The organism is Klebsiella sp. WOUb02, from assembly GCF_050058015.1.
Classification (GTDB): Bacteria; Pseudomonadota; Gammaproteobacteria; order Enterobacterales; family Enterobacteriaceae; genus Klebsiella.
In genome coordinates this window covers 367010-388974 of sequence record NZ_CP170111.1, presented here as the reverse complement: position 1 = coordinate 388974, position 21965 = coordinate 367010, and the positions used below count along the sequence as shown (strand labels likewise).

The 21965-nt window shown below is 55.6% G+C and carries 20 protein-coding genes and 4 pseudogenes; 15 read left to right on the top strand and 9 right to left on the bottom strand.

Annotated elements, in window-relative coordinates; translation table 11 throughout:
* Positions 1–191: 191 nt before the first annotated feature.
* Positions 192–493: pseudogene (locus ABOC21_RS29970) on the top strand (IS30 family transposase); the annotation flags it as partial.
* Between the two features lie 171 nt (positions 494–664).
* Here the strand turns inward: ABOC21_RS29970 and ABOC21_RS29965 are convergent.
* Entirely contained in the window at positions 665–2074 is a 1410-nt protein-coding gene (locus ABOC21_RS29965; RefSeq protein WP_426815699.1) for a hypothetical protein, read from the bottom strand.
* Here ABOC21_RS29965 and ABOC21_RS29960 point away from each other — a divergent pair.
* The 13 genes and pseudogenes from ABOC21_RS29960 to ABOC21_RS29900 all read left to right on the top strand — a co-directional run bounded on the left by ABOC21_RS29960 (position 2056) and on the right by ABOC21_RS29900 (position 13261).
* A complete protein-coding gene (locus ABOC21_RS29960) occupies positions 2056–2421 on the top strand; it encodes a hypothetical protein (RefSeq protein ID WP_426815698.1) in 366 nt (121 codons plus the stop codon). The genes ABOC21_RS29965 and ABOC21_RS29960 overlap by 19 nt on opposite strands.
* Positions 2422–2824: 403 nt before the next feature.
* Positions 2825–3130, top strand: coding sequence for a hypothetical protein (locus ABOC21_RS29955; RefSeq protein ID WP_426815697.1), 306 nt, complete (start codon positions 2825–2827; stop codon positions 3128–3130).
* Between the two features lie 66 nt (positions 3131–3196).
* A pseudogene (locus tag ABOC21_RS29950) lies at positions 3197–3928 on the top strand (IS30 family transposase); the annotation flags it as partial.
* A gap of 174 nt (positions 3929–4102) precedes the next feature.
* Positions 4103–4318: pseudogene (locus ABOC21_RS29945) on the top strand (IS30 family transposase); the annotation flags it as partial.
* 256 nt (positions 4319–4574) lie between these two features.
* Positions 4575–5402, top strand: a complete 828-nt coding sequence (gene nifH / locus ABOC21_RS29940; RefSeq protein WP_426815871.1) for a nitrogenase iron protein — start codon at positions 4575–4577, stop codon at positions 5400–5402.
* 56 nt (positions 5403–5458) lie between these two features.
* Complete coding sequence (gene anfD / locus ABOC21_RS29935; RefSeq protein WP_426815696.1) at positions 5459–7030, top strand: nitrogenase iron-iron protein, alpha chain; 1572 nt, start codon at positions 5459–5461, stop codon at positions 7028–7030.
* Positions 7027–7371, top strand: a complete 345-nt coding sequence (gene anfG, locus ABOC21_RS29930; protein WP_426815695.1) for a Fe-only nitrogenase subunit delta — start codon at positions 7027–7029, stop codon at positions 7369–7371. The genes anfD and anfG overlap by 4 nt, the downstream gene beginning before the upstream one ends.
* Before the next feature lie 12 nt (positions 7372–7383).
* Positions 7384–8772 (top strand): Fe-only nitrogenase subunit beta, encoded by a 1389-nt coding sequence (gene anfK, locus ABOC21_RS29925; RefSeq protein ID WP_426815694.1) that lies wholly within the window; start codon positions 7384–7386, stop codon positions 8770–8772.
* A gap of 58 nt (positions 8773–8830) precedes the next feature.
* Entirely contained in the window at positions 8831–9253 is a 423-nt protein-coding gene (locus ABOC21_RS29920) for a hypothetical protein (RefSeq protein WP_426815693.1), read from the top strand.
* A complete protein-coding gene (locus ABOC21_RS29915) occupies positions 9250–9750 on the top strand; it encodes a pyridoxamine 5'-phosphate oxidase family protein (protein WP_426815692.1) in 501 nt (166 codons plus the stop codon). Before ABOC21_RS29920 ends, ABOC21_RS29915 begins: the two co-directional genes overlap by 4 nt.
* Positions 9751–9763: 13 nt before the next feature.
* Complete coding sequence (locus ABOC21_RS29910; protein WP_426815691.1) at positions 9764–10369, top strand: Fe-only nitrogenase accessory AnfO family protein; 606 nt, start codon at positions 9764–9766, stop codon at positions 10367–10369.
* A 308-nt stretch (positions 10370–10677) separates the two neighbouring features.
* Positions 10678–12186, top strand: coding sequence for a sigma-54 interaction domain-containing protein (locus ABOC21_RS29905; protein ID WP_426815690.1), 1509 nt, complete (start codon positions 10678–10680; stop codon positions 12184–12186).
* 1 nt (position 12187) lies between these two features.
* Positions 12188–13261, top strand: coding sequence for a sigma 54-interacting transcriptional regulator (locus ABOC21_RS29900; protein ID WP_426815689.1), 1074 nt, complete (start codon positions 12188–12190; stop codon positions 13259–13261).
* A 46-nt stretch (positions 13262–13307) separates the two neighbouring features.
* On the opposite strand, the gene ABOC21_RS29895 is transcribed toward ABOC21_RS29900, so the two are convergent.
* The 4 genes and pseudogenes from ABOC21_RS29895 to nifL form a co-directional block, all read right to left on the bottom strand.
* Positions 13308–13811, bottom strand: coding sequence for a nitrogen fixation protein NifQ (locus ABOC21_RS29895; protein WP_426815688.1), 504 nt, complete (start codon positions 13809–13811; stop codon positions 13308–13310).
* Positions 13811–15218, bottom strand: a pseudogene (gene nifB / locus ABOC21_RS29890) (nitrogenase cofactor biosynthesis protein NifB). Before nifB ends, ABOC21_RS29895 begins: the two are co-directional and overlap by 1 nt.
* Positions 15219–15382: 164 nt before the next feature.
* Entirely contained in the window at positions 15383–16957 is a 1575-nt protein-coding gene (gene nifA, locus ABOC21_RS29885; RefSeq protein WP_426815687.1) for a nif-specific transcriptional activator NifA, read from the bottom strand.
* A complete protein-coding gene (gene nifL, locus ABOC21_RS29880; RefSeq protein ID WP_426815686.1) occupies positions 16954–18441 on the bottom strand; it encodes a nitrogen fixation negative regulator NifL in 1488 nt (495 codons plus the stop codon). Before nifL ends, nifA begins: the two co-directional genes overlap by 4 nt.
* Positions 18442–18763: 322 nt before the next feature.
* On the opposite strand from nifL, the gene ABOC21_RS29875 reads away from it, so the two are divergent.
* Positions 18764–19294 (top strand): flavodoxin, encoded by a 531-nt coding sequence (locus ABOC21_RS29875; protein ID WP_234580601.1) that lies wholly within the window; start codon positions 18764–18766, stop codon positions 19292–19294.
* A gap of 23 nt (positions 19295–19317) precedes the next feature.
* On the opposite strand, the gene nifM is transcribed toward ABOC21_RS29875, so the two are convergent.
* The 4 genes from nifM to nifV are packed head-to-tail and all read right to left on the bottom strand — an operon-like array spanning position 19318 to position 21960.
* On the bottom strand, positions 19318–20118 hold the full coding sequence (nifM, locus tag ABOC21_RS29870; protein WP_426815685.1) for a nitrogen fixation protein NifM: 801 nt from the start codon (positions 20116–20118) through the stop codon (positions 19318–19320).
* Positions 20115–20561, bottom strand: coding sequence for a nitrogen fixation protein NifZ (locus tag ABOC21_RS29865; protein WP_426815684.1), 447 nt, complete (start codon positions 20559–20561; stop codon positions 20115–20117). The genes nifM and ABOC21_RS29865 overlap by 4 nt, the downstream gene beginning before the upstream one ends.
* Positions 20558–20818: a nitrogenase-stabilizing/protective protein NifW gene (locus ABOC21_RS29860; RefSeq protein ID WP_080888735.1), complete on the bottom strand. Its 261-nt coding sequence runs from the start codon at positions 20816–20818 to the stop codon at positions 20558–20560. Before ABOC21_RS29860 ends, ABOC21_RS29865 begins: the two co-directional genes overlap by 4 nt.
* Positions 20818–21960 carry a homocitrate synthase gene (gene nifV, locus ABOC21_RS29855; protein ID WP_426815683.1) on the bottom strand — a complete coding sequence of 381 codons (1143 nt, stop codon included), beginning with the start codon at positions 21958–21960 and terminating at the stop codon, positions 20818–20820. The genes ABOC21_RS29860 and nifV overlap by 1 nt, the downstream gene beginning before the upstream one ends.
* Between the last annotated feature and the right edge of the window lie 5 nt (positions 21961–21965).

Here is a 21965-nt window from a genome sequence, read left to right as displayed (position 1 = left end):
GTTGAGAAGGTCTGATATTACCGTCCCGTGAGACCCTGTACACCATTCTGTGTAATTCGCCTTTTCTCAGTAGTGACCGTTCAGGCGGCCACCGAACTCGATAATAAAGCGGCTCATCGCCATGCGCCAGTCCTGAAGGGGCATTGTCCGTTTCCGGGACGCGGCCTGGATGGCAAGCCACACCTGAGCGCTACAAAGATGTCTGCCATACCATCACGTTCGACAATGGCAGGGAGTTTACTCAGCACAAAGAGATCGCAGCGGCCCTGGAAACGGAAACCTGCTTCGCTCACCCCTATGCTTCGTGGGAACGTGGGCTAAATGAGAATACCAATGGGCTGTTGAGCAGTTTATCCCCAAAGGAACTGACCTGACAGCAGTGACGGATGACGAGCTCCGCAAGTACCAGGGAGCACTGAACGGCAGGCCACGAAAATGCCTCGAATTCCGCCAGCCTTCAGTGGTCTTTGCAGAGTTAAGAAAGGCGGCTTAACGTTGCACTTCGAACTTGAATCCGCCGACAAGATCGCTGGGCGCGCCAGAATGTAGCATTTAGGTATACTTAAATGTTCCACTACAGAATGTAGCACTCCGCTGCGGGTACTCCCTCAATAAAACCGGTAACTTTCAACCTTTCAGGGTCCAGAGTCAGAGCAGGTCGCGACTAATACATCTGAGGTACGAGTTTTCCACCGTCGCGCAGCCGAATTTCTCGCCCCTTCGCCCATTGATTGAGTTTCGTACTATAGGTGACGATGTGACCTTTGCTGAGGACACGTTCGAGAAGATTTCCACCGACGTCCAGTTTTTCGACATGGGAATCTCCTGTCACAGTCCAGCTAGACCCGGACGCGATCGAAATGCTGACGTTTCCTTTTGTCGCCCCAATAAAACGTGATTTTCCCTCCAGCCGGAGAGATATATCGCTAATATCATCAGCCGTTATACGCCCGAGTAATTTCTGGTCGACAGCGACAACTCCGACTTTGCCTCCGTTTCTGCCATTCAGGCCCCAACGGTCTGCCGATGCAGTGATCAGATCACCGGATTTCCCAGACAACTTGACCCGCGTGAGGCGAATGTCCGCGCGCGAGTTGGTGATGTAAAAGAGCGGACCACTCTCGACAGAAATTTCCCCCCCGTCGATCGTCAGCTTTCCATCGATGCCTTTCGCATCGCCGGAAAAACTTTGATAAAGCATCACACCATTTCTTCCCGAGTGCAGGGTGGAGTTGCTGACGGACGCGCTGTTCGAGCCTTCAACGACGATTGCTTCGGCAGTCTCCGCAGTCCCCTTAATATCGCTAACACGAATGGCTCCTGTTGAGTAAAGAACCGGGGACGTCGTCCCCGTGGTGTTATATTTGCCTCCTCGAACCGTCACTTCTCCACCGCCGCGATCGGTCGCAATGACAGCACTCCGGCTACCGGTTGTAGACATGTCTCCGTTTTCGATGATTGCGACACCACCACCCGCTACCATCACTCCATGGGCATTCTCACCGCTTGCCCTGACCTTGACGCCTTTAAGCGCAATCCTGGAACCATTGTCGACGGCAAATGCACCGTTTGCGGCTGCACCTGTCGTGGTAATCGTGCCGCCTTTGATCATCACGGACGCCCCACGTGCGGCAAGAACGCCGGCGTTCAGGCCATGGAAACTCGCATTTTCGAAAGACGAAGCATTGCCGCTAGTCGTGACATCCAGCGCATCAAGGACGACCTCGGCTTTATCGAACGCATAGATCGCTGACACATCGTCTTTCGTTGATGAAATCTTCTCCTGATGGATCGATTTTCGCACGCCTTCGCCGATGGACACCACACCGGCCAGCCTGAACGACTTGTTTTCGCCGGACGGCGGACACGACATGTTTTTGCCACTGGTCAACGGTGGCGGAGCGCCGTTATTTGCATTCATTGTCGGTATTTCCCCGGGCCGCAGCATATCCGGCCCACCGACGGACGTCTGGCATCTCGTTTGCGCCAGAGTCGCATCAGGGATCAGTGTAACTGTCAGAAGAATTGCTGCCGATCCTTGCAACAGGAATTGGAATGCAGAATAAACGCTCATCGCTTTCTCCCTGGTTTCGATTGTCGCCATTCATCTGCGTTTTTTGCAATGATCAACCGGCAACGGCTGCATCGAGAGCCAGAATCTCGCAAGATTCAGCTACACCGCTATTGGACAGAGACGGATGGCACCTGGATTTGGAATTCAACCTTTTTGATGCAAAACAATTGAAAAAATTGAGAAGTACAGCAGCCCAACAAATGGCTCCGCTCAGCAATCAACTCATTTTGTACAACGCCGAAGGCGTCTGCAAGGGCCGAATCCGTCAAGACAGTGTAAAAGCTTTCCAGTACGGTTATGAGCCTGCGCTGAAAGCGCTGGCGGAAGAATTAATAACACAATTTTGACCCGGGTAATCCATGCCTCATCAGCCTGATGGGGCATGCTCCATGCCTGACATAATGTATTTACGTATACCTGGTTTATCTGAAAGTGGGGGGAGGGGATTGTTTTTATGAGCTGTAAAGGTGAGGCGACATGGCCCGGCATGACCCGGACCTACAGCCACACAACAAAAGCCACTCAATTGAAATAATATTAAATTTTAATAATCATCGATATAAATCAAATCCATCGTGTCCGTATATTATCGTATACGGACACCCGCCGCCAGATATAACCGTGTATAAGGGTTTTATTTTATGTACAGTCGCACAATACTGTACACCCTTTACGGATGGGAAATACCCCCCCCATGTCAGGATAGTTGTCGCCTCTGACTAAAAAAACCAGGGGGCCGGAGAAGCTGTTATGGGAAGTTATTCGCCAGAACGTAAAGCGGCGGTGATCGCCAGAATGCTGCCACCACATAGCCAGTCGGTTTACCCGATTTCTCGACAGGAAAGCATCCCCGTCAATACGCTCTATGACTGGCGGTCTCGGGCAGGTATTTCGACACCGTCGGTGACCAATGATGCCAAAGGGGCCTCTGAGTCGTCCCTCGAGGCCCGCTTCGCCGTTCTTGTTGAAACCGCACCGCTTTCTGCTCATGCTGTGGCTGAATACTGTCGCCGTAAAGGCGCGAATTCAGATAATAAGTGCAACGCTCGGTCATGAGGATGGAGGGACGGTTAGCTGCCGATAAGCTATCCTGCTCTTCCGACCAAAGATGAGCGAGTCACTATGAAATATCAGCAGCTAACCGAAGGGTTACGATACCAGATAGCCCTGTTGTGTGAAGATAAAGTGAGTCAGGCAGAGATTGCCCGCCGCTCAGGCGTGAGCAAATCAACGGTCTCGCGGGAACTGCGTCGTAATCGTTCTGTAGATGGCTACCAGCCAGCCGCGGCACAGAAGCTCAGTACCTGCCGCCGTAAAGCGGCCGGCAAACGCAGGATGCACGAGGATACGGTCTTCTTTGTTGAGGCTGCGCTAAACTGGCTGTGGAGTCCGGAACAGATCAGCGCCGTTGGCCGTATCATCGGCAGACCGGTTAGTCACGAGTGGATTTACCAGCATGTTCAGGCTGATAAAGCCATTGGCGGCGAACTATACAAGCTCCTCCGGCAGGGTAAACGCCGCTATCGCAAAGGCTATGGTAAAAAGCGAAGTCCGATACCTGACGCCGTATCCATCGAACAGAGACCGGCCGTTGTTGATGCTCGTACCCGACCGGGTGACCAGGAAGCGGATCTGGTTCCGGGTAAACAAGGCACCGGAGCCATCGTGACGCTGGTCGAGCGTAAAAGCCGTATTTATCTGACGAAAAAGGTGTTTTCGAAAGATTCAGCCGAAGTGGCCACAGCCATTATCTCGATGCTGAGCGGTTACAAAGATGTCTGCCATACCATCACGTTCGACAATGGCGGGGAGTTTACTCAGCACAAAGAGATCGCAGCGGCCCTGGAAACGGATACCTAGGCCGTGTCCCGTAACTATTTTTTGTACAGTTCAGCATTGGCATGGCTGTCCAAAAAATGCTCTTAAGCTATAAAGAACGTCCGAAAACGCTCAATACTCAACCAGAAATCACATTTCGGAAAAGATTCCGTAGGAATCTTTTGGTATGAAGGGAGGTTAAGGGACACAGCCTACTTCGCTCACCCCTATGCTTCGTGGGAACGTGGGCTAAATGAGAATACCAATGGGCTGTTGAGGCAGTTTATCCCCAAAGGAACTGACCTGACAGCAGTGACGGATGACGAGCTCCGCAAGTACCAGGGAGCACTGAACAGCAGGCCACGAAAATGCTTCGAATTCCGGCAGCCTTCAGTGGTATTTGCAGAGTTAAGAAAGGCGGCTTAGCGTTGCACTTTGAACTTGAATCCGCCACCCCCTCTATTTCTACCATTGCGTACTGCGTTTTCACGAAAAGTTCCTGTTTGAACAGTTATCGTCGAATGGCATCACCGTCATGTTCTCATTGCTAACATTTTCGCAAGAATAAAAACCAGTTAACTCATTTGGTTACGTGGTTTTTTGATTATCTTTGCTGAAGAGCGTAGGTCTGGCCCCGGTTTTGCAAATGCAAACACGAACTTATATTTCAAGGGGAAATAAAATGACTCGGAAACTCGCTATTTATGGAAAAGGGGGCATCGGTAAATCGACAACCACGCAAAATACCGCTGCCGCGCTCGCCTATTTTCACGCTAAAAAAGTCTTTATTCATGGCTGCGATCCGAAAGCCGACTCGACTCGTCTTATTCTTGGCGGTAAACCGCAAGAAACTCTAATGGATATTCTTCGCGACCAGGGTGCAGAGAAAATAACCAATGAAATGGTAGTTAAAACCGGTTGCTTTGATATTCGCTGCGTTGAGTCCGGTGGCCCGGAGCCTGGCGTTGGTTGCGCGGGTCGTGGGGTTATTACCGCCATTGATTTGATGGAGGATAATAAAGCCTATACCGATGACCTCGATTTTATTTTCTTTGACGTGCTGGGAGACGTAGTTTGCGGTGGGTTTGCAATGCCAATTCGTGATGGCAAGGCGCAGGAGGTTTATATTGTCGCCTCTGGCGAGATGATGGCGATTTATGCCGCCAACAACATTTGCAAAGGGCTGGTGAAGTACGCCAGGCAGAGCGGCGTTCGTCTGGGCGGGATCATCTGCAACAGCCGTAACGTTGACGGAGAGCGGGATTTCCTTGAGGAATTTACGGCGGCCATTGGCACCAAAATGATTCATTTTGTGCCGCGCGATAATATTGTGCAGAAAGCGGAATTCAATAAAAAAACCGTCACGGAATTTGACCCGGAAGCGAATCAGGCGCAGGAATATCGCGAACTGGGTCGCAAAATAATTGAAAATGAAGATTTCGTGATCCCCCGTCCTTTGACAATGGATCAGCTGGAAAAAATGGTGATTAAATACGGTATGATGGATTAATTCTCGCCGTCCTTAATTTTCTGTCAATAGCCGAATTTCCCGGATAGGGGGGTATTATGCCTTACCATGAGTTTGAGTGCAGTAAATGCATTCCTGAGCGTAAACAGCATGCCGTTGTCAAAGGTCCGGATGAAGATATTACCTCCGCACTACCGCTGGGGTATTTAAATACCATTCCGGGTACCATCTCTGAACGCGGATGTGCTTATTGCGGGGCCAAGCATGTTATTGGCACCCCGATGAAAGATGTTATACACATTAGTCACGGTCCGGTGGGGTGCACCTATGATACTTGGCAGACTAAACGTTATATTAGCGATAACGATAACTTTCAGCTTAAATATACGTTTGCGACCGATATGAAAGAAAAGCATATCGTGTTTGGTGCGGAGAAAGTGCTTAAAAATAACATTAACGAAGCCTTTGACGCGCATCCGACGATTAAACGCATGACCATTTACCAGACCTGCGCTTCAGCCTTAATTGGTGATGATATTGCCGCCATCGCCCAGGAAGTGATGGATGAACGTCCGGAGGTCGACATCTTCGTCTGCAACTCGCCGGGGTTTGCTGGCCCCAGCCAGTCTGGTGGGCACCATAAAATCAACATTGCCTGGATTAACCAGAAAGTGGGCACCGTTGAACCGGTTATTACCGGCGATTACGTCATTAACTATGTCGGTGAATACAACATCCAGGGCGACCAGGAAGTGATGGTGGATTTCTTCAAACGGATGGGAATCCAGGTGCTCTCTACGTTCACCGGTAACGGTTCGTATGATGACCTGCGCGGCATGCACAAAGCCCATCTGAACGTGCTGGAGTGTGCCCGTTCCGCAGAGTACATCTGTAATGAACTGCGGGTGCGCTATGGCATTCCTCGTCTGGATATCGATGGCTTTGGTTTCGGCCCGCTGTCCGATTCACTGCGCAAAATTGGCCTCTTTTTCGGCATTGAAGATCGTGCACAGGCGATTATCGATGAAGAAGTGGCCCGCTGGAAACCGGAGCTGGAGTGGTACAAAGAACGCCTTAAAGGCAAGAAAGTCTGCCTCTGGCCGGGAGGGTCAAAACTGTGGCACTGGGCGCACGTGATTCACGAAGAGATGGGCGTCGAAGTGGTCTCGCTCTATACCAAATTCGGCCATCAGGGTGACATGGAAAAAGGCATTGCCCGCTGCGAAGCCGGGGCGCTCGCTATTGACGACCCAAATGAGCTGGAGTCGCTGGAGGCCATGTACAACCTGAAACCGGATGTCATCTTTACCGGCAAGCGCCCGGGTGAAGTGGCGAAGAAAATTCGCGTGCCGTACCTCAACGCGCACGCCTACCACAACGGTCCTTACAAAGGCTTTGAAGGTTGGGTTCGTTTCGCGCGCGATATCTACAACGCGATTTATTCCCCCATCCATCAACTGGCGAAGCTGGATATCAGCCAGGATGACATTCCGCTCAATCAGGGTTTTGCCACGGCGCGCATGCTCTCTGACGCCGGCCTGAGCGACACGGTGCTTAACAACCCGGACATCCGTGAGTACACCGGCGGTTATGACAGCGTCACGAAGCTGCGCCAGCGGGCGTACCCGGATTATTCCGCCGATGCGCCAAACCGACAGGAGGCTGTATGAGCCAGGATGAAAAAGTCGAACAGATGGTGGATTACATCATGAAGAACTGTCTGTGGCAGTTTCACTCCCGAAGCTGGGACCGGGAAAAGCAGAATGATGGCGTGTTGGGAAAAACGCGCGAACTGCTTTGCGGCCAGCCGGTCACGCTGGAAACGCCCGCAGACCGCTGTTATTGGGTGGATGCGATGGTGCTAGCCGATGCCTGGCGCGTGCGCTTTTCATGGTTGCAGTCGATGACCATTGAGGCGATTGCCGAGCTGATGGATGCGCTGCATCAGCGTCTGGATTATCTGACCATTACCGGTTCACTTAACGCCGAGCTGACCGATAAGCGCTATTAAGAGGAAGTGACCATGTCTTGTGAACTGAAAGCGAAAGATCGCACCGGGGTGATCAATCCCATTTTTACCTGTCAGCCGGCGGGCGCGCAGTACGTCAGTATTGGCATTAAGGACTGTATTGGCATTGTGCACGGAGGGCAGGGCTGCGTGATGTTTGTCCGCCTGTTGATTTCCCAGCATCTGAAAGAGAGCTTCGAGATTGCCTCCTCGTCGGTTCACGAAGATGGCGCGGTATTTGGTGCGTTAGACCGGGTGGAGCAGGCGGTAGATGTACTGCTGATGCGCTACCCCCACGTCAAGGTGATCCCGATTATCACCACCTGCTCCACGGAGGTCATCGGGGATGATGTGGACGGCGTGGTGCGTAAGCTCAACGACGGCCTGTTAAAGGAAAAATATGCCGGCCGTGAAGTGCACCTGATCCCCATTCATACGCCGAGTTTTGTCGGCAGCATGATTAGCGGATATGACGTGGCCGTGCGGGACATGGTGAAATACTTTGCCCGCAAAAGCGAACCCAACGGCAAGCTCAACCTGATAACCGGCTGGGTTAATCCCGGGGATGTTACGGCGCTCAAGCATCTGCTGGCAGAGATGGACATCGACGCGACGGTGCTGTTTGAAATCGAAGCCTTTGACTCACCGCTGATGCCTTCCGGCAACCATGTTTCTCACGGCAACACGACCATTGCCGACCTGGTTGATACCGCTAACGCGACGGCAACTCTTGTCCTCAACCGTTATGAAGGGACAAAAGCGGCGCGTTACCTGGAGGAGACCTTTGAGGTCCCGGCGTTGATTGGCCCGACACCGATTGGCATTCGTAACACTGACACGTTTTTGCAAAACCTCAAGAACCTGACCGGCAAGCCCATTCCGCCATCGCTGGTCCGCGAGCGCGGCATTGCGCTTGACGCACTGACTGACCTGGTGCACATGTTTCTTGCCGATAAAAAGGTGGCAATTTACGGCAACCCGGACCTGGTCGTGGGGCTCGCGGAGTTTTGTCTCGACCTTGAGATGAAGCCAATGTTACTGCTGCTGGGGGATGATAACGCCGGATATGGCAACGACCCGCGTATCCAGGCGCTGCAGCAGCAGGTGGATTATAAAATGGAGATCGTCACCAACGCCGATCTCTGGGAAATGGAAAAACGCATCACCGAGGGCTCCCTGGCTCTGGATTTGATCCTCGGGCACTCGAAAGGGCGGTTTACCGCCATCGACAACCAGATCCCAATGGTCAGAGTCGGCTTTCCCACCTATGACCGCGCCGGCCACTATCGTCATCCGGTGGTGGGTTATGCGGGGGCCATCTGGCTCGCCGAACAGATGGCTAATACGCTCTTCACCGACATGGAATACAAGAAAAATAAGGAGTGGATCCTCAACGTTTGGTAGTCACCACGTCCAACACCGGGGCTTATTGCCCCGGCTTTTCCCCCCCAGGAGGATGCCGATGCCCACGTTACTGTTTGAAAGCGACGATCAGCGTTTTACCCGCTGCTATGAACACGCCAGCGGCTATCATCACCGGGCGCGGTTGTTGGTAAACCAGACTCGTTCATCCAGCCTGGTATTCAACGTCGCGGCCATTGCGGTGGAGTGTTATCTCATCGCTCTGTGCGCCCTGCACGGCGATATGCCGCTCAATCACAACTACCGCAGCTTGCTGCGCAGCATTGAAGAGCATATTGCGATCGACGACGCGCTACGCCAGAGCATTCTGTCACTGGATACCGTTTTCGGCATCTGCTCTGTCGATGATTACCACCACGGCGCCCCTGACGAAAATGACAAAGTGCGCATTCTCGCACTTTGCGAAGAGCTGGACGCGTTGATCCGCATTGAACAGACAGCGATGGAGGAGAAAATGCGATGAATGCACTGCCATTAATGCCCGGCCACCCGCACGGCGAAATGCGCCGGGATGAACGTGAAATCACCGATCCGGCCGAAATCGACGCCATCCTTAGCTGCGAAAGGGTGATGTACATTGCCTTGTCCTGCGATGACGTGCCGTTTCTGTTGCCAGTTTTCTATGTCTGGAATGGCACATCGCTTTATTTTCACTCTGCCCGTGCCGGTAGCAAAATTGAGATCATGAAAAAAAACCGCGCAATCTGTTTTGCTATCTCCCAGTACGGCGGGGTGGTGGAAGATGAGCTGGCCTGTAATTACGAAGCTCGCCACCGGACCGTCATTGGCTTAGGGCAAGTGCATTTCGTCGATGATGACGCGGAAAAAATCGCCATGCTGCAGCAATTGATGGCGGGCTTTAGCGATAAATCCTTTACGTTTCCGGCGGCGAATCTGACGGCGACGCAGGTTATCCGCATCGACATTTCGTCGATGAAAGGCAAACAGCACGGCTTTTAAACGGGAGAAGGCGATGAAAATTGCGGTATTTGTTGATGAACTGGGCATGACTGCCCCACTGGGAGAGTCCGGCGTCGTCAACGTTTTCACCCGCGAGGAGGGGCTGTGGCGAATCTGTCAACGGCTCCCTTTCTCCCTCCCATCCGGGCTGACGCTTAACCAGATCCGCCAGCGTACGCTATCGATGCTGGCTGAACTGCCGCACTGTCGCCATTTTGTCGCCAGCGAGATCCACGGTGCTCTGCTGGCATGGCTCGACGGCATGGGGATGACCATGTGGAAAACCCACGGCAGGCCGGAAGATTTTCTTGACCATATTGTCGCGCAAATTCCACCTGCACCTGAACCCGTCACCGTTCCGCCCCCGGTGTCGATCGTACCTGCCGAGGAAGACGGGGCATTTCGCCTGGATTTATTAGCCGCCCTACAGAGCGGGGGGGCGCATACCTCGAAGCGGCTGCTGATGCCGTTCTTCCAGCAGCAGACGTTCAGCTCGCTTGAGATCCTCTGCGACCATTTGCCAAGGTGGTTCTCCGAGCTGGATACCGCGCGCTTCGCCTGGCGCATTATCCCGCATGGCGACGGTACGCTCAGCGTCATCGTGGAGCCTGTACGCTAATGTACTAAAGCGAACAACAATGTACCGGGCGGAACATATTCTCCTGTCATTTACGGTGTCCGTTTTTTAAAACGGCATTAATTCAACAGGTTACATAATGTCTGTTTTTGGCAGCGATGGCGCTGATTTTGCACCAGTGAACGCGGGTCGTTTTAATGTCGCTCACGCATGAGTCTGGCCGTCAATGTATCGGGAGAAAGACGATGCAACTTGAGAAAAGAGGTTTTACCGTGACCGGTATAGTGCCTTCACCGCTGTCGGAGCCGCTATCGTTTAGTTGCCGTTTGGGCGAATGCCGTTCTGAACTGATGCCACTGCTTTCGGAGGTCAGTAAGGTGGTGAGCGCGGAGGGTAAACTCTCGCGCACCCTGAAATTAGTTCTGGAGCTGATGCAAAAACATATGCAGGTGATCCGCGCCATGATCACTCTCTATGACGCCAGCTGCGATCAAATTTTTATTCATGAAAGCTACGGCCTGTCGCCGGAAGAGGTAGAAAAGGGGGTCTATGTGCCGGGAGAAGGTATCACCGGGCGGGTCATTGAGACTCGCCAGCCCATTGTGGTGCCGCATATTGCGGATGACCCCTTGTTTCTCAATCGTACCGGCAGTTGGGATAAGCAGCGTGACGGGCAGCACTCGTTTATCTGTGTGCCCATCATCCGTGGCGCAAAGGTTATGGGAACGATTGGCATTGAGCGCGTGTATAACAACGCCCAGCTGCGTTTTTTGGATCTCGAAGTCCTGCGGGTGATCGCGGCCATTATTGCGCAGGCGGTGGAGTTACACTTGCTGGAACGGGCGCATAAGAAAGTGCTACGGGCGCACAATACGGCCCTGAGTCAGCATGCTGAAAAATTCAAACCAACCAATATTATTGGCAATTCCCGTGCCATGCAGGCGGTGTATCAGCTGATTGACAAAGTCAGTCATGCTCGTACCACGGTATTGATCCTCGGAGAAAGCGGAGTTGGTAAGGAGCGAGTCGCAACGGCGATACACCAGAATAGCCACTGTTCGGGCGGTCCGTTTATCAAATTTAACTGCGCGTCGCTGCCGGAGAGCGTGATTGAAAGCGAGCTTTTCGGCCACGAGAAAGGAGCCTTCACCGGCGCAATTTCGCGGCGGGCCGGACGCTTTGAAGAAGCGGATGGCGGCACCATTTTTCTTGATGAAGTTGGCGAACTATCGCCCTCGGCTCAGTCCAAATTGCTGCGTGTGATTCAGGAACGCAGCTTTGAGCGGGTAGGCAGCAACGACACGCTGCAGGTCAATGTACGCATTCTGGCTGCAACCCATCGTGATCTTAGCGAGATGGTGGAGAAAGGGACATTTCGTGAAGATCTCTATTATCGCCTTAATGTTTTCCCGGTGACCATTCCTCCTTTGCGCGAACGCGGGAACGATATTTTTATTCTTGCCGATCACTTCAATGCCTGGTTTGCGCGCGAGCAGGGCGTTGATATTCCCACTATCGCGACGCCCGCGCTGAATATGATGCTTAATTACGACTGGCCGGGCAACGTACGGGAGCTGGAAAACGTCATGGAGCGAGCGGTGCTGCTGGCCGATGAGGGCATCATTCACGCCTGGCATCTTCCGCTGTCGCTACAGCCGGTTATTGAACATCTTATTGAGCAGGATGGCCTGGAGGCACGTCTCGCGCGGGTCGAATACGATCTGATTATTGAGGCGCTGGGCATGTTTCAGGGAAATATCTCCCGTACGGCCAGCCACCTGAATATGACGCGTCGGGCACTGGGGCTCAGGATGGAAAAATACCGACTGAACTACAAACATTTTCGAGGACAGGCCTGACATGGCGCGTCGCCACACGCCCGAGCGTTCGGCACCACGACACGGCGTATCCCGCCCGTTAATCGCCCATTCGCCGGCGATGCATCAGGTGATGGTTCTGTTGCAACAGTACGCGCCGGTGCGAACGCCGGTATTACTGCGCGGCGAGCCGGGGACCGGGAAAGATACGATAGCCCGCGCCCTGCATAGCGGGTCGCCCTGGCGGGAAGGTGCCTTCGTGAAGCTTGCCTGCGAGCATATAGACGAAGAGGAGGTATTGCATCTATTGCTCGGTGATGCCACGCGTTCAGTGCCCGTGCCTGGTGCTCTGTCCCAGGCTGCGGGAGGGACCTTATTTCTGAGCGAGATAGGCAGCTTCTCGCTACGCCTGCAACAATTACTGATACTGCTCCTTCAGCAGCGATCTTTTTTTTCTCCGGTGGATAACCGCGAGCAACGCGCTGATACCCGATTGATATGCGCCAGCGAGTTGAGTCTGGAAGAACGCGTCGCGCAGGGGGCCTTTCTGCGGGAGCTTTACTATCGTTTGCACGTGGCGTGCATTCCACTGCCGCCGCTGCGGGACAGAATGGAGGATCTTCCCGGGTTGGTGGCGGATTTTTTGCACCGTTTTAATCGATGTAACCATACTCAGGTTTCGTTCACGCCGCAGGCGCTATCACCTCTGTACGTCTGCCAGTGGCCGGGAAATCAGCGCGACCTGGAAAACTGTCTCGAATATGCGGTGCTGCACCGTCAGAGCGATGCTATCGCCCAACTCCCCTGTATTCAGGGCACCTGTCTGCGCAAACAGCTCAATTTGCGCGTTGAGCACTACCGTAAAAAACGAAAAGATAGCTCTCTGCCTGAATCGGTTAACGACTGGGATCCCTGTCGCGCGTCGTCGAATATTCAGGCTCCGGCGGTGGTATCGGTAAGCGGTAGCGATGTGGATGACCCGATTCGCCATCGGTTTATTACGGCGCTTGAGAAAAGCGGATGGGTCAAAGCCAAAGCGGCGCGGTTGTTAAATATCACACCGCGCCAGCTCTACTATGCCTTGCAAAAACTGAATATCGAGGTGCGCAAGTTCTGACCCGACGATGACACATTCCGTGCGTTTCCGATCCCGACGGATGCGATTACTCAAAACAGGTACTGCGCTCCCGGCACTCGTCGCAGCTCGGCGAGCGGCAGACAATTTCCCCTTGTTGTAGCAGGCAGCGCTGGCGATAAAAGAATTTCTTCCAGCGCATATTGTGCTCGTTCATCACCACCAGCTGCGGGAAGCAGTCGCTCATCAACAGCCGCAATTCTGCCCGCGATTCAAGGCCAAGATCCTGCCAGAGGTGATTAAACGCCAGCGAGGCCTCGGCGATAATATGCGCCATCGGTCCGGCTTCCTGCTGCATCCAGCTCATTAGCCATAATCCTAGCTGCTGGCGCTCCTCTTCACGGGTGGCGTTCAGCTCCGCCATCAGGCGAAAGCGGGTTAACGCCGCATGATTCAGCGGCGTCTCAACTTCGCCCAAACGCCGCCGCAGTGCCTGCCAGTCGCGCGGACTCAGCCCCATCCGCAGAGGAAAACTTCCTTTCCCCGCGTGATACAGCAGCCATAAGCGCTTTAACCAGTAGAGCGGCGGCATCAGGCGACCCCTTGATGCTCCAGCGCAGCGGGCCAGTTCCCCCGGCGCTGCTGCCACCAATCAGGCAACACTTCAGATACCGGCCGCCACGCGCCGTCAACGCACGGCTCAATACCCTGCAGCTCCAGCTTCTGCCATGGCGTATGGCCGATACGCACGCAGAATACGGCTTTAACGTCTGCCAGCAGTTCGAGGATCGCCGTAAACCTGGCGTCGTTATCCTGCGGCTCGCAATCATCGCGCCCCTGGCAATATTTGGGCGTAAACCGTTCGTTGACCAGCACCATTCCGGCGGCCGACAGGCTGTAAATATAGAACCGGTCGGCGTGACCAAAGTGGCAGTCAATCACATCTCCGCGACTTGATGCCACGGCGACCAGGCACGCATCATCGGCTTCGGATTCACCCCGGGTAGCAATGCTGGCATGAAGCTGCGCGCGCTGATGGAGGATCGGCAGCCAGGCAGGGAGGCTCGCCGGGGCCGGAAGTTGGGTAAACTGCTGGCTGCGGTCTTCGCCCAGCATCCCAATGGCATCGGCACGACACTGATGGCAGTGGGTCATCTGCGGCATCACTTCCCCGCACCGGCTGCGGATCGCGTTGAGCATATCGGCGTCCGGCTCCGGCTGGCCGTTGAGGCCAAACACGGTGCCGTGTTCCGGCCTGGCGATCAGCGGCATAATATTGTGGATAAAAGCGCCGCTGGCCTGCAGACTGACGGCTGACGTCGGCCATACCGCTATCGTTAATACCGGGGATCAGTACCGAATTTATCTTCACCAGTACGCCGCTGGCGGTCAGCCTGCGTACGCCCTCAAGTTGACGCGCGATAAGAATTTCTCCGGCTTCACGTCCGCTGTAGCGTTCGCCTTCCAGCCAGAGCCAGGCGTAGATTTGCGCGGCAATATCCGCATCCAGCGTATTAATGGTGACCGTCACATGGTCAACGCCGACCTCCAGCAGGCGATCGACCGCGTCGGGCAGCATCAGACCATTCGTCGAGAGGCATAATTTCAGGTCCGGAAGCTGTTCTCGTATCAGCTCAAGCGTACGAAAGGTACGGGTGATATTGGCCAGCGGGTCACCCGGGCCGGCGATACCCACCACCGAAAGCTGCGGGATAGCCTGCGCGACCTGACGCACCTTGAGTACCGCTTGTTCAGGCGTCAGCAGCGTTGACGATACTCCGGGTCGCGATTCATTACTGCAATCGAATTTGCGATTACAGTAGTTGCACTGCAAATTGCAGGCGGGCGCGACCGGCAGATGCATCCGCGCAAAACGATGATGCCCATTACGTGAATAGCAGGGGTGTGCGGCGGCCTTATCGGCAACAAGCGGGGTTAAAGCGCTATTGTCCGCGGAGTGACAGGCTTTGCCGCCAGGGAGAGAAGAGCAGGAAGTCATGGTCGTACCTTCATGGTTGGGCGATACCTTCCCGTTGCAAATGCTATACCAGACGCGATTATATCAACTTACTGAAAAATATATGTTTTAATCGAGAATCCTATGCGGCGAATTGTCGCAATTGCGCCGCATTGACGACAATGTCCTGAACCTCACACTGCGGTTCACAGCCGTGGCATGGTGATATCCATTATCTGAATGCGATAAGCGACCTGGCGAGGCGTCATCCCGAGCAGCCGTGCGGCTTTGGCCTGCACCCAACCCGCTTTTTCCAGCGCGGCAATCAGCCGCTGGCGTTCGTCGAGCGTATTATCCAGCCAGCCATCTTCCGCAGGGCCGTCGACAGGCAGCGTTTTCGGCGGATTGTCCCGATGGTTAAACAGAATTACATCGCGATCGATGAGCCCGCTTTCCGACATCACCGCCGAACGCTCAAGGCAGTTTTCCAGTTCGCGCACGTTTCCCGGCCAGCTGTACTCCATCAGCAGGCGGATCGCGCCATCGCTGATACGCAGCGTTCTTCCCTGATTCTGCGCAATTTTACGCACCAGAAAGTGCGCCAGCTCAGCGATATCCTCCTGCCGTTCGCGCAGCGGGGGCAGGGAGATAGGCATCACGTTCAGGCGATAATAAAGATCCTCGCGGAAATTACCCAGCCGCACTTCCTCCTCCAGATGGCGGTTGGTCGCCGCGATGATGCGCACGTTCACGCGTAGGGTTTCATCGCCGCCGACGCGCTCCATTTCTCCTTCTTGCAGGATGCGCAGCAGCTTGGCCTGAAACGAGGCGCTGCTTTCGCCAATTTCATCGAGAAACAGGGTCCCGCCGTCCGCCAGCTCAAAGCGACCTTTACGCTGACGCACCGCGCCGGTAAACGCCCCTTTTTCATGACCAAACAGCTCGCTCTCCAGAAGAGTGTCCGGCAGCGCCGCGCAGTTAAACTTGACGAATGCGGCGGCGGCGCGCGGTGAATTATGATGGATCGCATTGGCAATCAGCTCTTTCCCGGTTCCGCTCTCACCGCGTACCAGCACCGTAGTATCCCAGCGGGAAACCTGGCGGATAATATCCGTAATCTGGCGCATCGCCGGGCTTTTACCGACCATATTCTCCAGTCCAAACCCGCGCGATGGCGCACAGGTGCGCGGCCGCTCGACCCGGGGGGGCTGCTGAGGTGGCTGCGACGTGGGAGTCGGGAGGATCATCAGGCGAATCGTCTGGGCTATCAGATTGGCAACGGTTTCGAGAAACCGCGTGCAGGCGGGAAGACGCTCTTCCTGACGCGCCATCGGCTGCGCTGCCAGCACGCCAATGGGCCGGGAGTTCGGGCCCATTAACGGAACGGCGATAAACGGCAGGTCATAATCGTACAGGTTAAGACGATCGAGAAACCGCTGATCGTCGGCGACGCGCGGCAGCACCAGCGACTGGCCCTGCGCCAGCACGGTACCCACTAACCCTTCGCCAGGCCGATAGCGAATCTGCGTACTGCCGGGCAACGTCTGATGTTCCGTTTGCTGTAGCGCTTCGATGCTCAGAATTTCCTGCTGGCTATCGTACAGGCAGATCATCCCGTGCTGCATAAAAGCATCGTTGTGTAAAACGCTCAACACCTCCTGTAGCGTTTTGCTTGCTTCGGTGGCGCGGCTCAATACCACGCTTATCCGCTGCATGGCGGTGAACTGTTGGGAGAGATCAAAGCGCCTGACCGTGGTGTCCGAATCAGAGTTATGGATCATTGCTCACCTCCAGCCAGGGTATTAAAGAGAGGGAAACGTAAGACAAGGCAGGTTCCCCCTTGCGGGCGGGAAGCCAGTTCGATAGCGCCGCGATGATGGGCGACCAGCGTCTGTATCAGCCGCAGCTCCATCCCTTTGCCGGGGGAATTTAACGCATCGGGGGAGTGGGTATAGCGCACCTGCAACAGCGGGACATTGTCGTTGAGATAGAGCGAGAGCCAGCCTTCATCCTCTTCGGCATAGAGCTGCATCTCCAGCAGGACGGAGGGCAGTTCAGCGGCGAGGGCCAGCGTGCGGTCGATCCACAAACTTAAGCAAGCCAGCAGCTGTGTGCGCTGGCCAAAGCCCACCAGATGCGGCGACGCCATGTCGACCTGCAGCAGGGCACGCTCATCAAAGCGGGTACGGTACAGGGCGCACAGGTCATCGAAGAAGGGCTGAAGCGGCCACACGGCATTGTTTTCCAGCTCCAGTGAGGGCCGACAGCGCTGTAGGCGCGCCATCGCCTCTTCACCTTCGCGCCACGCCGCATCCAGCGCCACGTTGCCGCTGCCTCCACCATTTAGCCGACGGGCCGCAGCCAGCATGTTTATCGGACAGTTAAGCTGAATGAGCGCCGCATCCAGCGATTCGCGGATAGCTGCCAGCAGCTTACCGGCGGTCATCTGCTGTTTTAAACGATCGAGGCGGCCTTGTTCCTGCTGCTGGCGCTGCTGCGAGCAGTCGGCTATGACGACCAGCGTTCGCGCCGGGGCGCTGTCAACAAAGTAGCGACTGGCTTCTTCGCTGACGCCGGGCAGCGCCCAGCTGGTCACCGACAGCCAGCGGACCGCTCCGCGCACTACGACCGGCAGGATCTGCTCTATACCCGGGACCATTTTGCGCGGCGAAACCTGCAGCTCGACCAGCAACTCTTTACCGCCGCAGTCCGCGCAGAAGGTTTTGTAGGCGAGGTTATCCATGACCACCCGATCCTGCTCATCCACCACCACCACGGCGGCGGGAATATTATTAAGCACCGCCTCCATCAGCGTCATATGGTTGCGCAGCCTCTGTTCCAGGGTGTAGCTGACGCTGATATCTCTCTGCATCGCCAGATAATGCTCCAGCTCACCCTGTGGGTTAAGCACCGGCGTGATGTCGATATCCACCAGATACAGGCCGCCGTCGCGTCGCTGATTAATCAACTGACCGCGCCATGGCTGACGCTGGAGCAGCGTTTGCCACATCTCCTGGTAGATCGCGCGTGGCGTCTGGCTGCTGGCCAGCAGGCGCGGGTTTTGGTTTAACAATTGCGCCAGCGAGTATCCGGTCTGGCGGCAAAACGCCGGGTTGGCGTAAATAATATTGGCCCTGGCATCGGTCAGTGAAATCGCCACCGATGCCTGTTCCACCATGGTAAAAAACAGCCCCGGATGTTGTTGAGTCAGCGCGCCAGCAATCGCCTCCGGCACGGCGTTATTGCGTATCATATTCAGGGTCATCGCAAACTCCAGTGTCGCAGTTATGACATTTTGTCCGACACCGCGACAGGGATACCGCGGCTATATCCGAATTCCGATAACCATGCAAAGCATGCGCCTTTATCAAGGTGACCTGCAGAAACATTGATCCGGCAGGGGAAAATCAGGCGCTTTTTTCGTTTTTATCCGCCCGGCAGGCCTGTTGCGGGCGCGGACGGGAAGAACAGGCGATCGTTATGGGGCAGGGGGGAGCCGTCATGGTGCAAATAAACCTGGCACAGCATTCGCAATAGCCCTGCAGATAACGCATGTTTTTGAACCCCATCCCTGACAGGAGTACACCATGGCGAACATTGGTATTTTCTTTGGCACCGACACCGGCAAAACTCGCAAAATCGCGAAAATGATCCACAAGGCGCTGGGCGATGTAGCCGATGCCCCGATGAATATTAACCGCACGACGCTGGACGACTTTATGGCCTATCCGGTGCTGCTGCTGGGGACGCCGACGCTCGGCGACGGTCAGCTACCGGGACTGGAAGCCGGATGCGAAAGCGAATCATGGAGCGAATTTATCAGTGGTCTCAACGGGGCGAGCCTGAGGGGAAAAACCGTGGCCCTGTTTGGCCTTGGCGACCAGAAAGGCTACCCGGATAACTTCGTCAGCGGAATGCGCCCGCTGTATGACGCCCTAAGCGCCTGCGGCGCGCAGATAATTGGCAGCTGGCCGAATGAAGGATATGAATTTAGCGCCTCATCGGCGCTGGAGGGGGATAAATTTGTTGGTCTGGTGCTCGATCAGGATAACCAGTTCGACCAGACCGAAGAGCGCCTGGCGACCTGGCTTGCGGAGATTAAAAGCTGCGTGCTGTAAGCTTTTCCGGGTAGCCGCTCCGGCTACCCGCATAAACCCGGCTGCCGGGAGATCATCTGTTCCAGCCACTGGCGCTGATGGCGCTGCTGACTCTGTTGCCAGAGATAATCACGGGCGCTCTCCAGCGCCTGCTGTTGATCCATCGGCACGGCGGGACGAATCGCTTCACACCATAAAAGATGCCAGCCCAGCTCGCTGGCGATGGGCGGGCTCAGCGCGTTTTCCGCCAGCGAAAACAGCGCGGTCTCCAGCTGCGGATAAAGCAATCCCCGGCTAATCCAGCCTAAGCGTCCGTCTTCCAGCGCGCTTGGACACTGGGAATAACGCTGTGCCAGCGGCGCAAACGCCTCACGGGAGGCGTTAATTTGCTGATAAAGGCCCTGAATTTGCTGATAAACCGCCTCGCGATCGTCATTGACGGTCAGCAGCAGATGGCGGGTTAAGCGCTGTTCCGGGCGCATAAACTGCGCTTGATGGCGCAGGTACCAGGTCTGTACCGTCGAGAGATCCGGCTGCGGCGCCTGACGGGCTATATCGGCAAAGGCGATTTCCAGCCGGGCGTGATGCAGCACGATGGCTGCGCGTTCTGGCGCGGTAAAATCTCCCTCATTGAGCCATATGGCGAGCGAGGCGGCGATGTTTTCCCTCAGCGCGACGGGGATTTCACTCTGCGGAACTGCCGCGACGATAGCCTGCTCCATTTGGCGATGGCGCTGCCAGGCCTGCTCAAAAGCCTGCGTATCGGCAGCGTTTAATGCTGCAGGTTCACTATTCCAGCGGCTTCGCGCCAGCCGCTGCCGACCAAAACGTTCCCATGCGTTCATGATTCTCTCTCCTCGACGAGGCTGATAGCCTGTAGCGGTACGGTAAACCAGCGGCCGCTAAAATCGACGGTATAGCTGTCGCCGCGTTCGCCCTGGTCCGTGGCTTCAATGCGCCCCTGTTGACCAGCAGTAACGACCACATTACCGTTGACCGCCAGCGCCATCTGGCAGATGACGGTATCGCCATACTGCAAGTTTCCGGCCAGCCAGGGTTGGGAGACAGGGATCAGCTCCTGCTCACGACAGCCGATTATCCGGCCGCTCTGCGGGAAGTGGATCTGGTAAATAATCTGGTCCTGCAAAAAGACGCCCCAGTCGCGGACAAAACCGATGCTGCCGCGCCTGACCAGCAGCGCGCCGGGCGCGAAGCCCGCAACGGTGCCATCATTGCGAATCGCACGGACTACGCGGACCTCGTCGCTAAAGGTGAATGTTGGCCTCATGTGTCACTCTCCTGAAACTGTTGCAGGTAACTCTCCGCAAGCAGTCGCCGCGCCAGCAGCCACGCGTCCTGAGAGCTCTCCTCCAGCAGGTTGTGCAGCGGCACCTCGGCGCGTAATTTTAGGTGGAAGCTGGCCAGTACCGGCAGGCAGCAGCGGTCTAGCTGCTCGGGCTGATAGGGCACGGAGAAAAACTGAAAAAACGATTCGGCGGATCCGAGTTCGTCTACGCCGGGAATTTGATAAAACCACTCCATGATTACCCCCTTGCCCGTAGCGCGGCTTCGCCGCAGAGTTCGTCATAAATCGCTACCAGCTCATAATCCTTCGGACTGCGCTTCCAGTTTTCGGCAAAGCGGCGGATGGCTGGTAACAGTTGGTTAATTTGCGCCGAATTGAGGTGGTAGCCCATCTGGTCGAAAATGCCGTTGACCGCCTGGCGCCCGGAGTGTTTTCCCAGCACCAGCCGGTAGCTACGGCCTACCAGCGCCGGGTCGATGGACTGATAGCTTTCGCGATCCCGTAGCAGCGCGGCCACGTGAACGCCCGATTCATGGGTAAAAACCAGCTCGCCGACCAGCGGTTGCTGCGGGTCGATGGCTCGCAGCGCCGCTTCCGACACCTTTTGACAGAGCGCTGGAAGCGCCGAAAAATTTACCCCGGTTTCGATACCGAGACAGCGCTCAAGACCCAGCGCGACGCTTTCCAGCGCCGCGTTGCCCGCCCGTTCCCCGAGGCCAAGAATGGTGGTATTGACGCTGGTGGCGCCGGCGCGCACCGCCGCCAGCGTATTGGCGGTGGCCATGCCGAGATCGTTATGGGCATGCATCTCAATTTCGCCGGACCAGACTTCACGCAGAGCGGCTATTTGCGCGGCGGTCGTGAACGGGTCGAGTATGCCAACCGTATCGGCATAGCGCAGGCGCGCGGCGCCGGATTGCTGCGCCACCCTGGCGATATCGCGTAGGGTTTCCCCGCTGGCCCGCGAAGCGTCTTCGCAGCCAATACACACCTGCAGACCCAGGGTATGGGCAAGATGGATAAACGTCGTCAACCGCTCCAGCAGCACTGCGAGCGGCTCACGCAGTTTGTACTGCCGCAGTTTGTCCGAGGCCGGAATTGAAATATCCACCCAGTCGATGCCCAGATCGGCGCTCTGGCGGATTTCCTGCGCGTTCATTCGACACCAGGTCATTAGCGTGGCGTGAGGAAGCTGGCGGCGTACCAGCTGGATCCGTGCGATCTCCTCATCTCCCATTGCCGGGGTGCCCACTTCCATTGCCGCGATCCCCGCGGCATATAGCGCCTCGGCAATGGCAACCTTTTCGCTGGTACGAAAGGCGACGCCGGGGCTCTGTTCGCCATCGCGCAGGGTGGTATCGTTAATCAGCACATGTCTCATCGCCA

Bases quoted from the DNA above. Each gene is read 5' to 3' on its own strand.
- ABOC21_RS29955 (WP_426815697.1), top strand. From the start codon at position 2,825: ATGGGAAGTTATTCGCCAGAACGTAAAGCGGCGGTGATCGCCAGAATG.
- ABOC21_RS29965 (WP_426815699.1), bottom strand. From the start codon at position 2,074: ATGAGCGTTTATTCTGCATTCCAATTCCTGTTGCAAGGATCGGCAGCA.
- ABOC21_RS29895 (WP_426815688.1), bottom strand. From the start codon at position 13,811: ATGCCGCCGCTCTACTGGTTAAAGCGCTTATGGCTGCTGTATCACGCG.
- anfD (WP_426815696.1), top strand. From the start codon at position 5,459: ATGCCTTACCATGAGTTTGAGTGCAGTAAATGCATTCCTGAGCGTAAA.
- ABOC21_RS29900 (WP_426815689.1), top strand. From the start codon at position 12,188: ATGGCGCGTCGCCACACGCCCGAGCGTTCGGCACCACGACACGGCGTA.
- ABOC21_RS29875 (WP_234580601.1), top strand. From the start codon at position 18,764: ATGGCGAACATTGGTATTTTCTTTGGCACCGACACCGGCAAAACTCGC.
- ABOC21_RS29910 (WP_426815691.1), top strand. From the start codon at position 9,764: ATGAAAATTGCGGTATTTGTTGATGAACTGGGCATGACTGCCCCACTG.
- nifV (WP_426815683.1), bottom strand. From the start codon at position 21,960: ATGAGACATGTGCTGATTAACGATACCACCCTGCGCGATGGCGAACAG.
- nifA (WP_426815687.1), bottom strand. From the start codon at position 16,957: ATGATCCATAACTCTGATTCGGACACCACGGTCAGGCGCTTTGATCTC.
- anfG (WP_426815695.1), top strand. From the start codon at position 7,027: ATGAGCCAGGATGAAAAAGTCGAACAGATGGTGGATTACATCATGAAG.
- anfK (WP_426815694.1), top strand. From the start codon at position 7,384: ATGTCTTGTGAACTGAAAGCGAAAGATCGCACCGGGGTGATCAATCCC.
- nifL (WP_426815686.1), bottom strand. From the start codon at position 18,441: ATGACCCTGAATATGATACGCAATAACGCCGTGCCGGAGGCGATTGCT.
- ABOC21_RS29960 (WP_426815698.1), top strand. From the start codon at position 2,056: ATGCAGAATAAACGCTCATCGCTTTCTCCCTGGTTTCGATTGTCGCCA.
- nifM (WP_426815685.1), bottom strand. From the start codon at position 20,118: ATGAACGCATGGGAACGTTTTGGTCGGCAGCGGCTGGCGCGAAGCCGC.
- ABOC21_RS29920 (WP_426815693.1), top strand. From the start codon at position 8,831: ATGCCCACGTTACTGTTTGAAAGCGACGATCAGCGTTTTACCCGCTGC.
- ABOC21_RS29865 (WP_426815684.1), bottom strand. From the start codon at position 20,561: ATGAGGCCAACATTCACCTTTAGCGACGAGGTCCGCGTAGTCCGTGCG.
- ABOC21_RS29905 (WP_426815690.1), top strand. From the start codon at position 10,678: ATGCCACTGCTTTCGGAGGTCAGTAAGGTGGTGAGCGCGGAGGGTAAA.
- nifH (WP_426815871.1), top strand. From the start codon at position 4,575: ATGACTCGGAAACTCGCTATTTATGGAAAAGGGGGCATCGGTAAATCG.
- ABOC21_RS29915 (WP_426815692.1), top strand. From the start codon at position 9,250: ATGAATGCACTGCCATTAATGCCCGGCCACCCGCACGGCGAAATGCGC.